The sequence below is a fragment of the Streptomyces sclerotialus genome, assembly GCF_040907265.1.
Classification (GTDB): Bacteria; Actinomycetota; Actinomycetes; order Streptomycetales; family Streptomycetaceae; genus Streptomyces; species Streptomyces sclerotialus.
Map to the genome: position 1 here is coordinate 443,479 of NZ_JBFOHP010000002.1, position 12,555 is coordinate 456,033.

Consider the following 12,555-nt stretch of genomic DNA (forward strand, 5'->3'; position numbering starts at 1 on the left):
CCCCCGTACGCAACAACCAGGACGTCACCCAGTGTCAGTGGCGCGACCTACGCGGGCGCCCCTTGCCGGAGCGCCTTCCAGCATGCGCACCCCCGCCATTTTGCGTCACAGGGCCCCGACTGCCATGCATATTCGCCGGCCCGTGCCGGTCAGTGCAGTCATTCGCGGCCCCGGAGACCACGAATTCGAACCGAGCATCACCAAGCCGAGCAGGCCCGAGGGGCCGTCGCCCGGAGGGGCAGGCGGTACTGCGACATCAATGTACTCCGGCAGAAATAATTTGTTGCCGCACAGAATGACCGGCACATGAATCGGCAACTGAGCCGAGGAGACTACCCGACAGCGCGCCAGGCGCATTCGCCGCGATGTCCGCGGCCTCGGCTCTGCACAGGCATTGCCGCCGGCCGACGCACAGATGCCCGATGCGACTGCCGCCACGAGCACACCGTCTTCGAAGTCCGACTTTTCGTTGTCTTCCCTTTTCGAGAATTCTACGGGCTGTGGCGAACGGGCCACCGACGGCGTTGTCGGGTGACGTGCTGGCGGTGGCGGTAAAGCACATACCACCCGCCGAGCAGGGCGCAGCACATCGCCGGAATCCACAGTGCGTTCAGGGCGGCCGCGCTCGCCCCGTAGGCACCGGCAACACCGCCGCCCGCGAAAGTCACCAGGGTGGTGGCCAACAGCACGCCCTTCCATACCTGGCCGTTTCGGTAGCCGCGGCATCCGAGCAAGACCCCGAGATCAGTCAACGTTCCGGTCATGTGACTGGTGCGCAGCACCATGCCGCGGTAGTTGGAGAACATCCCGTTCTGCAACCCGCATGCGCCGGCAGCCAAGATCATCGCGTACGGCGTGTTCTCCTGTTCGGTGGCCACCAGCGGAGCTGCACCCAGCAGAGCGGCCTCCACCAGCAAGGACACTCCGTAGCGGCGGCCGATCGTCTGAGTATGGGGACCGAGTAGGGCACCAGCCCCGATCGCACCGACGAAGAAGGCGACCAGGACCGTTGCCAGATTCGTCAGCCCGCTGAGATCACCGCCGGTCACGTCCATGCTGGCCTCGGACATCGATCCCGTCACGTGGCTGACCGGGATGATCAACGATGTGAGGAACACCGAGTTCACGAAGCCGGCGACCGCGGCCAATACTGCGGCGGCGATCACCACGAACCGTTTCAGTCGAGCATCCTCGGGTGTAGTCATGTAGCGCACGACTCCCTGTTGGCTTTCGGGGGCGGATCATCAACAGGGCGGCGGTGACCTGTGTACCCTCCCAGCCTTCCCGAACGAGGTGAAGAGCGGCTGAATAAGCCGTAGCAGGCTATTGAGCTCGTAAAACGATCGTAACCGGTGTTTCTCGGAGCGGCTCGTCTCCAGCAGCCGAGGCCGCAGACCGGGGTATGCAACTGCGCCACGGCCTCGTCGGCACACGAATCGCGAGAGGCCCGGTGACCGCTCCGCCGGGACCATATCCGCGTCATCGCCGATTGGGCGCGGGCGCCGGAGGCGGGACGGAGTCTGATGCGGCACATCGGGCAGCGCGGCAAGCCGCCGGAATCGCCGGTACGCGGTCCGCTCGATCGAAGTCACGTCCCTCCACACCTACCCGGAGAGGCCCAAGATCACAATTACCGACGCCGAGCCGAACGGGTGTCGCCAGGGCATGTCCCAGCCAGACGGAATCTGCGAGATCACGTCATGGCCCGTTCTCGGGTACGCGTCAAGGGGCTAAGAATTCGAAGCCCTGACGAGCATCCGGACCCACTCGGTACTGACTACGCCCCCGGCGAGGACACGAAAGGCGGCGCAGCCACACCATCCCGCCCGCCCTCCTGGGCGCCCCGCCCGACCGAGCCCCGGATTTCACGACCCAGTACGAATGACGCCGATGGCGAAAGATCGAGAAGATGGCCATCAATTCTAATCATTGCCTCCAATTCACTTCCCGTGAGGCAGGTGCGTAAATACAAAACAGCCCATAGAGAGGATAAGTAGGGATACGTCGACAATGTCGGGGATAGGGTGCCTGGCCTTCGACACTGCGCGGTGGGGAATCTGCTGCTGGCGCCCTTGGAACAGTCATGGGAGGAGTCGTCGGGGCGGTTTCGGAGACGGCCTCGCGGCTGCGTCGGCGGCGGCGGGCAAGCTGCTCGCCGAAACGCTGATCCGCTGGATACGGCATCGCCGGTACGCCGCGGCAGGCGCCCTCGTACTCGGTGACGGCAACCTGGTGCACTCACCTTCTTCCTGTTCCGTGCGTTTCCCGCCCGGCTGGTCCCGTTGGCGGCACTGCTCCTCGCGGTGCAGCGAGTCCAGCAGCGCTGGTCGCCCTTGCCGCGCAGCAGCTCGTTGCCGGCGACGTGCTGACCACGGTCCCGAGGGACTGACCGAGGTGCACTGGATGTACTGGCTAGGGGCATACACCTTGCTGGCCCTCGGCAGCTACGCCGGGTTGCGCCGGCCCGACCGCGTTGCACGGATCAGGCAGCGGCTGCGTCCGGCCCGCTTCAGCGAAGCCCGGCTGCCGCTGGGCGCCTTCGTCGACTTCGGGCGGCGGTCGCTCACCGGGGTCAGCCCGGACGCCTACGAGGAGATCCACCGGTACGTCACGGCGCATCCCCGGGTCGCTACCCGGCTGAGGGCTGTGGTGGTGGCCGTGCGCCGGGCCGCTCCCTCGCCGTCCGGAGAGCCCGTGAACCGGACGGCTCTGGAGATCGCGCGGCAGGTCGGCCGGTTCCAGGCAGCCACGCTCGATCTCGGCGCCCCGGACCCGCCGCAACCCGCGGAAGTGCCGGAAGCGTCGCAGGGCTCGGAGGCGTCAGAAGCTTCGCAGGCGTCGGAGGCGTCGGAGGCGTCGGAGGCGTCGGAAGCCGAGAACGTTGCGGGGCAGCTGGAGGAGCTCGATGAGAGTCAGCAGCGCGCCGAAGAACGAGAGGCACAGGCCGACCGGTTCGCCGAACTCGCCTCTCTGGCAATCACGCGCACCTTCGACGTCCTCGACCTGGGAGACGACGGGGCCGTGCAGATCATCAAGGAGTACTTGGGCGGGCTGGTGGAGAACGGTCCGGTGAAGTAGGTCTTCCTCCGGTGGGGCGAGCGGGTCGGCCAGACCCCACCCGACGGTGGCAGGCTCGTCCGCATCGATGTCAGGAGCCTGGCCTCGGTGGCGTACGACAGGACACAGGGGGCGGTGGAACGTGCCGACGCCGACCTGCTCGCCTTCTGCGGCCGGTACGGCATCGGCATCGGCATCGGCATCCCTACCGAGGACCCCGCGATGACCCAGGTGATCGACCTCGCGAACGAGCACCGGCAGCTCCAGCGGGGGGGCCGCCCCTGCCCCGGGTGCGCCGACTCCGGGAACAGCGGGACCGATCCGGGCGGAGGAGGCCGGCGCTGAGCCACAGGGCAGGTGTTCCGGCATCGGTCGCGTCGGCCGCATCGGTCGCATCGGTCGCATCGGCCGCATCGGACGGGAGCCGCGGACGGGGCTCCTCGGTGTGGTCGGTCAAGGCAGGATTTCGACGTATCCGTCGGTTCCGTGGACGCGGATTCGCTGTCCGTCCCGGATCAGCCGGGTGGCCTGCTCCACGCCCACGACGGCCGGCAAACCGTACTCCCGGGCGATCACTGCGCCATGGGTCATCAGGCCGCCCACCTCCGTGACCAGGCCCGCGATTCCGACGAACAGCGGCGACCAGCTGGGGTCCGTGTAGGACGTGACCAGGATGTCGCCCGCTTCGAGTTCGGCGTCCGCCATGTCAAGGATGACGCGGGCCCTTCCCTCGATGGTCCCGGCGGAAACCGGCAGGCCGACCAGGGCACCGTCCGGCACGTCGTCGCGCCGGTACGCCCCGGTGACGGCCTCGCCGTCCGATGTGAGCACCCGCGGCGGTGTGAGCGACTGGTACGACCGGAACGCTTCCTTGCGCTGCTGGATGAGCCGGCCATCCACCCGGTGCGAGCGCACGACGTCGTGGAACTCCTGGAACGTGAGGTAGAAGACGTCCTCCTGCTCAGGAAGCACGCCTGCCCGCACGAGGCGCTCGGCCTCCGCCAGCAAGGCCTGCTTGTAGACGAAGTAGCGGCTGACGATGGCGTACTTCGGGTACTCCCGGTACCCGATGAAGGTGCGGACCCGGTCGATCATCCGCTTGGTCTCGTCGGCCTTCCGGTCCCCGTCCGGCAGGGCCCGCAGGCGTGACAGCACGTCCTGTTCCTTCTTCAGTGCCTCCTGCCGTCCTCGCTCGAAGCGCCGCTCGGCGGCGCCCGGCTCGAAGTTTTTGACGTTGTCGAGGATCACGGGCACGAGCGTGGCGGGGCGCTCGCGCCAACGCGGCCTCGTGATGTCGATCTCGGCGACGCAGCGCATGCCGTACCGGTCGAGGTAGGACTCGATGGCGTCGCGCGCTTCGGTACCGCCCGTAAGCTTCGTCAGCTCGTCCAGGAAGTCGTCGTCCTCGACGCCGACACCCTGGAGGAAGGCCACCACCTCCGGATGCGGGCGGATCGCGTCCGCGACGTCGAGCAGCGCCAGTCCCATCTCCGAGGTGACGTTGCCGGGAGCGGACAGTGTGAGCGTGTCAGCCGCGTTCTTCTCGCCCAGCCACTCGTACAGCTTGTCGTTGAGCCACCACGTGGCCTCCATCCCCGCCATGATCGCCTGCATGCTCAGCGGATCGCTGAGGACTCGCTTGTGCTCCTCGAAGGCCTCCAGCAGGAAGTCGAACAGCGCCGGTCCGGTCTTCGCGGCGATGTCGCGCTCCAGGGCGGCGATGGACGCCTGGCTGCGTTCGATCAGCTCGGTGACGATGGCCGGATCGGTCTCGATCGGGGCGGACGCGCCGCCGGCCGGTGGCCCGCCGGCCGGTGGGCCACCGGGACTCGCGTCCGGGAGCGACGGGATGAAACCGTCGCGGTCGAGGACGGTCTCCAGCGCGTCCCTGACCAGCGGATCGCCTCTTCCCATGACGTCCAGGAGGGCGGCGCGGCTCGCGGGCGGGCCCAGGCGCCGGGTGACGTCGACGAACAGCCTCCCGCCGGCCTCGTGCATCGGCACCATGGCCGTCAGCTGCCACATCGAGAGCCCCAGGGGCTTCATGGCGTCGGTCATCATCTGCTGATGACCGACGGAGACGTAGACGTGATTCTCCTGGTCACCGGTCTCGGGGACAGGGAACAGCGTCGTGATCGGCCGGCTCTGAACGATCCGGAAGCCGTCATCGGTCAGGCACCATTCGATGTCCTGCGGGCGGCCGAAGTGCGCTTCGATCCGCCGCCCGAGCCGTACGAGCTCCACGGCCTGCGCGTCCGTCAGCGCCGGCTGCTCCTGCCGCTGCGCGTCGACCGCCACTTCCTGCGTACCGCCGGCCGGCAGGGCATGCACGGCGCGCTGTTTGGCGGCGATCGTCTTGGCGACGACTTCGCCGTCCCGCACCGTGAAGACGTCCGGGTTCACCAGGCCGGACACCAGGGCCTCGCCGAGGCCGAAACCGGCGTCCACGGTGGCGGCCTTCCGGTTGCCCGTGACGGGGTCGGCCGTGAACAGGATGCCGGCCGCCTGCGGGAAGACCATCTGCTGCACGACCACGGCCATGTGGACCGTACGGTGGTCGATGCCGTTCCGCCGGCGGTAGGTCACGGCCCGCTCGGTGAACAGCGAGGCCCAGCACCGGCTGACGTGCTGGAGGATCGCCGCCGGGCCCATGACGTTGAGGTATGTGTCCTGCTGGCCGGCGAAGGAGGCCGTCGGCAGGTCCTCCGCCGTCGCGCTGGACCGGACGGCGTAGGCGGCTTGCGCACCGAGCCGGGCGAGCGCGCGAGTGATCGCCGCCGCGAGATCGTCCGGGATGGCAGTTTCTTCGACGGTCCGGCGAATCTGCGCGCTGAGCGTGCGGATTCCCTCCCGGTCGTCCGGGTGCAAGCGCGACAGCTGGTCGAGCCGCTCATCGATCGACGGCGCCTCCGCCATGATCCGCCGGAAGGCGTCCGTGGTCACGCAGAAGCCACCCGGTACGCGGATGCCTTCGATCCGCGACAGCTCGCCCAGGTGCGCGCCCTTACCGCCAACGGCCGCGACCTGCGTCTCGTCAACCTCTTGGAGGTCCCACACGTACTGCTCGTTCATCGCGGTACCTCCGAAGCAGTCGTGTCCCGTTGCATTCTCTGCATTGCACCGGCCGGTCGGATCACCGGCGCCTCCAGCCCGGTCTCTGCCGAACCTTTCGCCGGCCGTGTCCCCGTCGCCCTCATCGCCTTCATCGCTCTCAACGCCCTCAACGCCCTCAACGCCCTCAACGCCCTCGATCCTCATCGCCTTCATCCCTCTCATCGCCCTCAACGCCGGTTGCCTTCCCCCTGACGAGTCGGCCGACCGCTCCGCCCAGCCGGGCGGCGCGCGCACCACGCACGTCGTGCTCCGTTTCCGCAGGTAGTGGGCTCGGCCGATGATTCTGCGGCAAGACCCGGGCCTTGCCGCAAGCCCCCCAGTGCGCTATAAGTTAAGAGTGGCAAGGAGAGGAATCTCCTTGCCTTTGTCATGTGTCGTCCGCGCAGCCACTCGATCCGACCGCTCCGACCGCACTGCGAGGAGCCGACGGCTGGCGGTGAGCCAGCTCTCCCTGACGCCCTGTCAGGCGATCCAGTGCGGCCGTCGTATGGCCGAGGAGGACGGGAGGCCTGCGGTGCGGGCGGTGGCTATGCGGTGTACGGCTTCGCGCAGGGTGTCCGGTGGTGTGGTGTACGGGATGCGGAGGCGGTGTTCGAAGATGCCGGGGTCGGTGGCGAAGTAGGCGCCGCTCTCGATGCGTACGCCGTGTTCCAGGGCCCGCTCGGCGAGTGCCGAGGCGATGGGCTCGCCCAGGTCCACCCAGAGCGACAGGCCGCCCGGCGGCAGTTCCCAGGCCCACTGCGGGAGGTGTTCGGTCAGCGCGGCGGCCAGTGCCGCCCGCTGGCCGCGCAGTTGCTCCAGGCGGGCGGGAAGGAGGCCGCGGGGCCGGGTGAGCAGGTGCAGGGCGAGGAGCTGGTCCAGGACCGAGCCGCCCATGTCGGTGGCGACCCGCTGACCGGCGAGTTCGGTGACGAGGCGTGCGGGGGCGCGCAGCCAGCCGATGCGCAGCCCGGCCCAGTGGGTCTTGCTCATCGAGCCGATGGTGACGAGCCGGCCGGTCGCGCCCGGCGCGGCGTGGGAGGCGAAGGGAGGGGGCGCGGGCACGTCGAGGGCGAGGTCGGCCAGCGTCTCGTCGATGACCAGCCAGGTGCCGGAGCGCTCCGCCGCCCGCAGGGTACGGACGCGTTCGCGCTCGGGCATGAGGCAGCCGGTCGGGTTGTGGAAGTCGGGTATCAGGTAAGCCAGTTGGGGAACCGTCTGGCGCAGGGTCGATTCGATGATCTCGATGTCCCAGCCGGTGTCGGTGACGGGGACCGACACCGTGCGGAGCCGGGCGCGGCGCATCGCGTCCAGGGCGTTCGGGTAGGACGGATTCTCGACCAGGACGCGGTCGCCGGGGCCGCACAGCAGCCCCAGGACGAGGGTCAGGGCGTGCTGGGCGCCGGCGGTCACCAGGATCTGTTCCGGTCGGGTGGGCAGGCCGCGGCGGGTGAAGCGCTCGGCGATGGCGGCGCGCAGTTCCGGCAGGCCGTAGGGGTGGTAGCCGGGTGTGTGCACGTGCTCGGCCAGTTGCGGGGACACCTCGGCCAGGGCGTCGGCGAGCGTCCGCTCCGGAAGGGCGGGCGCGGCCCTGGCCAGGTCGATCGCGGTTTCGCTTGCCCCGAGCAGGCGCTTGACACCGCTGGGCGTACGGCCTTCCGGCAGCGTCGTCCAGGTACCGGAACCCTGGCGGCTGCGGGCGTAGCCGCCCTCGCGCAGCAGGTCGTACACGGCGGTGACGGTGGCCCGGCTGATGTTCAGCGCCGCGGCCAGCTCCCGTTCGGCGGGGAGCCTGACGTGCAGGGCGACGCGTCCGTCCAGGATCAGGGCGCCGATCGCCTGGGCGAGGTGGCGGTAGGCGGGTCGCATGCCCGTCGGGTCGGGCAGCATCGCGGCGAGCTGCCGGCTGCCCAGGACGCGGTCCGTACGGCTCGCGTGGCCCGCACGACCCGCATGGCCCGTACGACCCGCAGGACCCGCATCGCCCGTACGGCCCGCGGACGGCGACGGGTTCGCCTGAGCCATACCATTCTCCTCGGATTGGCCATGTCAACTGGGCCAATCACTGTACAGAGTTGCCTCCGAAGCCGGCCACGAAGGCCCGGCGCACGACGCACGACGCACGACGCACGAACGTATTGCGAGGCAGCAGGCATGGGACGGCAACGGCAAACCGGCATGGGGCGGCAACGACGACAGCGGGGACTGCCCGCGCTCACCTACTGCCCGCTCCGTGAGCGTCCCGTGCGCCGCCTGCCCCAGCTGTTCGCCGGGCTCGCGCTGTACGGGTTCAGCCTCTCGGTCATGGTCCGGGCGTCGTTGGGCGTCAACCCCTGGAGCGTGCTGTACGAGGGGCTGGCGGAGCACACCTCACTGAGCTTCGGGACGATCAGCGCCGTGGTGGGTGCTCTCGTGCTCGTGCTGTGGATTCCACTCAGGCAGCGGCCGACGTTCGGCACGTTCGCCAACGTCGTGGTCCTGGCGTGCGCTTCCGATGCCGGGCTCCGGCTGCTCCCCGAGGACCTCGGGCTGCCGGCCCGGATCGGGCTGCTCCTCGGTGGCATCCTCCTCAACGGGCTCGCCGTCGCGGTGTATGTCGGGGCGCGCTTCGGGCCCGGGCCGCGGGACGGGCTGATGACCGGTACGGCCGCCGTCACCGGGCGGTCCCTCCGGCAGGTCCGCACCCTGATGGAGATCACCGTGCTCGTGGCCGGCGCGCTGCTCGGCGGGACCGTGGGGGCCGGAACGGTGCTGTACGCGCTCGCGGTCGGCCCGGTCACCCAGTACTGCCTGCCGTGGTTCGCCTACCGGAGCACGGTCACACCGTCCGTACGGTCACCCCTGCGGCGGCCAGTGCGTCCGTCTCCTCTTCCGGCGCGGTCCCGTCGGTGACGACGGCGTGCAGGGCGGCGGCGGGGGCGACGAGGGCGAGGGCCGTGCGGGAGAACTTCTCCGCCTCGGCGACGACGATGACACGGCGGGACGACGCGATCGCGGCACGTTTGACGGCGGCGTCGTCGAGGTCGTAGGCGGTCAGACCGTCCGTCGCGTTCAGTCCGCAGCAGCCGATGACCGCCGTGTCGAAGCGGAGGGCGGCGAGCGACGCCTCGGTCAGCGGGCCGGTCAGCGCCAGCTCGCCCGGCCGGGGACGGCCGCCGGGGACGAGCAGGGTCAGCTGTGCCGCCCCGGTCAGTGCGGTCACCGCGTGCAGGGACAGCGGCATCACGGTCAGCCGTCGCGGTTCCAGGGCTCGGGCCACCTCCAGGCAGGTCGTCCCGCTGTCGAGGACGACGGACTCCCCGTCGGCGATCAGGCCTGCGACCTCGGCGGCGATACGCCGCTTCGCGCTGATGCCCTCCTGCGCCCGCAGTGCGAACGGCGGCTCCTCACCGCGCAGCAGCAGGCTGCGCGCCCCGCCGCGATAACGCTCCAGGACGCCCTGGCCGGCCAGCACCTCCAGGTCACGGCGGATGGTCATCTCCGAAGCGCCGGTCAGGCCGGCCAGCTCCGCGACGCCGATCCGCCCCGCCTCGCGTACGGCCTCGGTGATCCGCCTCAGCCGGTCTGTACTCGCTGTTGTCGCCACCCCCAGATAGAACATCCAAGCTGTGCGAAAATCAAGCTTACGAACACCGAAAATGTTCGATAGCTTCGCGGCATGGAGAGATCTCTGCGGTACGGCCGAGTGGCCACCTTCGCCTACTTCGCCCTGAACGGCTTCGTCCTGGGCATGTGGGTCGTCCACATCCCCACCGTCGAGCAGCAGACCGGAACCACGCATGCCGTGCTGGGCTGGCTCCTGCTGCTGCTCGGCCTCGGCGCCTTCACGGGAATGCAGATCACGGGGCCGCTCACGGACCGCCTCGGCGCACGCACCGTCGTACCGCTCAGCGCCGCCCTGTGCAGCGCGGCCGTCGTCCTGCCGGGCCTCGCGGCGAACGCCTGGACACTGGCCGCCGCGCTGCTGCTGCTCGGGTTCGGCAACGGCTGTCTCGACGTGAGCATGAACGCCCATGCCGTGCAGGTCGAGCGGGGTTACGGCCGTCCCGTCATGTCCGCCTTCCACGCCACCTTCTCCCTCGGCGGCGTCCTCGCGGCACTGATCGGTGCCCGCACGCTCAGCTGGGGCTGGAGTCCCGCCGTCACCCTCGGCGCGGTGGCCGTCTTCGGCCTCGTCGTGGCGGCGGCCGCCGCCGGCGGTCTGCTGCGGTCCGCGCGGACCGCATCGACCACACGGACCGCCGCCGAGGCGAACCCGGCCGGGACGGCGACCGGTACGGGTACGGAGCTCCAGGCGACCGGTACGGGTACGGAGCTCCAGGCGACCGGTACGGGTACGGAGCTCCAGGCGGCGGGCACGGGCACGGAGACCGGGACGGCGGCGGCGCGCCGGACTCGGACTCCTCGGCGCATCTGGTTCCTGGCCGTGCTCGCGTTCATGCTGATGCTCTGCGAAGGGGTGGCCAACGACTGGAGCGTGCTCCATCTCCGGGACGTGCTGGACGCCCCGGCCGCCACCGCGGCCTTCGCGTACGGGGCTTTCTCCACCGCCATGACCGTCGGGCGGCTGCTCGCCGACCGGGTGTCGGGCCGGTTCGGGGCGGTGGCCGTCCTCCGCTACGGCGCCGCCGTGGGCGCGCTCGGCATGGCCGTCGCGGCACTCTCGCCGTGGGTGCCGCTCGCGCTGGTGGGCTGGGCCGTGTTCGGCGCGGGGCTTTCCGGGTGCATCCCCCAGCTGTTCAGCGCGGCGGGCCACGCCGACCAGGACGCGGCCGGTGTCAACGTCTCGCGCGTCGCCGGGCTCGGCTACCTCGGCATGCTCGCCGGGCCTGCGGTCATCGGGCCGCTGACCCACCTCGCCCCGCTCAACATCACGTTCTTCCTGCCCGTGGTCCTGTGCGCGGTCGCCGCCTGCACGGCGGCCGTACTGCGGACCACGCCGAATCCCGCCGCCGTACCGCTGCCCGCCGCCGAGCAGGCGCTCGACGGCGGGCAGCGGTAGCGGGAGCAGCGGTAGCGGGAGCAGCGAGGCCGGGCGGGCCGGGTCAGCCGGCCTGCTTCTCGTAGCCCACGAGGCGGACGCAGACGGCCAGGCCCTCGATCGCCTGCTCCAGCTCCGCGAGGCCCGGGTAGCTGGGGGCGATCCGGATGACCGCGTCACGCGGGTCGTCGCCGTACGGGTGCGTGGCGCCGGCGGGGGTCAGCACGATGCCCGCCTCGGCGGCGCGGCGTACGACCTCCTTGGCGCAGCCGTCCGGTACCTCCAGGGTCACGAAGTAGCCGCCCTTGGGTGAGGTCCAGGTGGCGAGCCCGGTGCCGCCCAGCTCGGCGTCGAGGATCCGCGCGACCGTCTCGAACTTGGGCCGGAGCAGGGCGCGCTGGCGCTCCATGTGGGCCCGCACCCCGTCGGCGTCCCGCAGGAACAGGACGTGCCGCAGCTGATTGATCTTGTCGGGGCCGATCGACCGCTTGGCGTTGTGGGCGAGGAGCCAGCGCACGTTCTCCGGCGACGAGCCGAAGAAGGCGACCCCCGCACCCGCCGCGGTGATCTTCGAGGTGGAGCCGAAGACGAAAGCGCGGTCCGGGTTGCCGGCCTCGGCGCAGGCGGCGAGCAGGTCGGCGATCTCGACGGGCTCGTCCGTGAGGTGGTGGACGGCGTAGGCGTTGTCCCAGAAGATCCGGAAATCGGGTGCGGCGGTGGGCATCGAGGCGAGCCGCGCCACGGTGGCGTCGCTGTAGCAGACCCCGTCCGGGTTGCTGTACTTCGGCACGCACCAGATGCCCTTGACCGCCGGGTCCTCGGCGGCAAGCCGCGCCACGACGTCCATGTCCGGGCCCTCGGGGGTCATCGGCACCGGGATCATGTCGATGCCGAACCGCTCGCAGAGGCCGAAGTGCCGGTCGTAGCCGGGCACCGGGCACAGGAACGCGATGCGCTCCTGGTCCACCCAGCGCGACTCGGCGCCGGGGACCTTGCCCAGCAGTGCGTGCACCAGGCAGTCGTGCATCAGCTCAAGGCTGGAGTTGCCGAGTGCGAGCAGCTGCGCGGCCGGCACCTGGAGCACCTCGGCGAAGATTTCCCGCAGCTCGGGCAGGCCCTGGAGGCCGCCGTAGTTGCGTACGTCCGTGCCGTCGGCCGCGGTGCGCCGCCCGCCGGGCAGGCTCAGCAGGTCGTCGGAGAGGTCGAGCTGCTCCGGCGCGGGCTTGCCCCGGGTGAGGTCGAGCGAGAGCCCGCGTCCGGCGAGGTCCTGGTAGTCCTGCCGGGCCTGCTCAAGAAGCCCGGTCAGGGCGTCGGGGTTCAGCTCGGTGGTCATGCGTTGTCCTCTCCTGCGGGTATTGCTCACTGCCGCGGCCCTCACGGGCGGCGGCGCTGAGAATACTTACCCGAGTACGCATGCGCATGCG

At 70.2% G+C, this 12,555-nt stretch carries 9 protein-coding genes; 4 read left to right on the forward strand and 5 right to left on the reverse strand.

Annotated features, from left to right (window positions below):
• Positions 1-491 precede the first annotated feature (491 nt).
• Complete coding sequence (locus tag AAC944_RS02150; RefSeq protein ID WP_063759865.1) at positions 492-1,205, reverse strand: YoaK family protein; 714 nt, start codon at positions 1,203-1,205, stop codon at positions 492-494.
• Positions 1,206-2,394: 1,189 nt separating this feature from the next.
• On the opposite strand from AAC944_RS02150, the gene AAC944_RS02155 reads away from it, so the two are divergent.
• Together AAC944_RS02155 and AAC944_RS02160 are read left to right on the forward strand one after the other, a co-directional pair.
• On the forward strand, positions 2,395-3,078 hold the full coding sequence (locus AAC944_RS02155; RefSeq protein ID WP_196942698.1) for a hypothetical protein: 684 nt from the start codon (positions 2,395-2,397) through the stop codon (positions 3,076-3,078).
• A 114-nt stretch (positions 3,079-3,192) separates the two neighbouring features.
• Entirely contained in the window at positions 3,193-3,402 is a 210-nt protein-coding gene (locus tag AAC944_RS02160) for a hypothetical protein (RefSeq protein WP_368396771.1), read from the forward strand.
• 108 nt (positions 3,403-3,510) lie between these two features.
• Here AAC944_RS02160 and rph read toward each other — a convergent pair whose 3' ends face one another.
• Both rph and yczR read right to left on the reverse strand, forming a co-directional pair.
• Entirely contained in the window at positions 3,511-6,129 is a 2,619-nt protein-coding gene (rph, locus tag AAC944_RS02165; RefSeq protein WP_030607382.1) for a rifamycin-inactivating phosphotransferase, read from the reverse strand.
• A gap of 504 nt (positions 6,130-6,633) precedes the next feature.
• On the reverse strand, positions 6,634-8,175 hold the full coding sequence (yczR, locus tag AAC944_RS02170; protein WP_078888234.1) for a MocR-like transcription factor YczR: 1,542 nt from the start codon (positions 8,173-8,175) through the stop codon (positions 6,634-6,636).
• Positions 8,176-8,304: 129 nt separating this feature from the next.
• On the opposite strand from yczR, the gene yczE reads away from it, so the two are divergent.
• Positions 8,305-9,042, forward strand: coding sequence for a membrane protein YczE (gene yczE, locus AAC944_RS02175; RefSeq protein WP_368396772.1), 738 nt, complete (start codon positions 8,305-8,307; stop codon positions 9,040-9,042).
• Here the strand turns inward: yczE and AAC944_RS02180 are convergent.
• On the reverse strand, positions 8,969-9,736 hold the full coding sequence (locus tag AAC944_RS02180) for a DeoR/GlpR family DNA-binding transcription regulator (protein WP_368396773.1): 768 nt from the start codon (positions 9,734-9,736) through the stop codon (positions 8,969-8,971). The two genes, yczE and AAC944_RS02180, sit on opposite strands and share 74 nt — an antisense overlap.
• Positions 9,737-9,808: 72 nt before the next feature.
• On the opposite strand from AAC944_RS02180, the gene AAC944_RS02185 reads away from it, so the two are divergent.
• Positions 9,809-11,152, forward strand: coding sequence for an MFS transporter (locus AAC944_RS02185; RefSeq protein ID WP_030607371.1), 1,344 nt, complete (start codon positions 9,809-9,811; stop codon positions 11,150-11,152).
• A 43-nt stretch (positions 11,153-11,195) separates the two neighbouring features.
• Here AAC944_RS02185 and AAC944_RS02190 read toward each other — a convergent pair whose 3' ends face one another.
• Positions 11,196-12,464, reverse strand: a complete 1,269-nt coding sequence (locus tag AAC944_RS02190) for an aspartate aminotransferase type Ic (protein ID WP_030607368.1) — start codon at positions 12,462-12,464, stop codon at positions 11,196-11,198.
• Positions 12,465-12,555: the final 91 nt, after the last annotated feature.

Excerpts from the sequence above, each read along its gene's own strand:
- AAC944_RS02150 (WP_063759865.1), bottom strand. The coding sequence starts at position 1,205 with ATGACTACACCCGAGGATGCTCGACTGAAACGGTTCGTGGTGATCGCC.
- rph (WP_030607382.1), bottom strand. The coding sequence starts at position 6,129 with ATGAACGAGCAGTACGTGTGGGACCTCCAAGAGGTTGACGAGACGCAG.
- yczR (WP_078888234.1), bottom strand. The coding sequence starts at position 8,175 with ATGGCTCAGGCGAACCCGTCGCCGTCCGCGGGCCGTACGGGCGATGCG.
- yczE (WP_368396772.1), top strand. The coding sequence starts at position 8,305 with ATGGGACGGCAACGGCAAACCGGCATGGGGCGGCAACGACGACAGCGG.
- AAC944_RS02185 (WP_030607371.1), top strand. The coding sequence starts at position 9,809 with ATGGAGAGATCTCTGCGGTACGGCCGAGTGGCCACCTTCGCCTACTTC.
- AAC944_RS02190 (WP_030607368.1), bottom strand. The coding sequence starts at position 12,464 with ATGACCACCGAGCTGAACCCCGACGCCCTGACCGGGCTTCTTGAGCAG.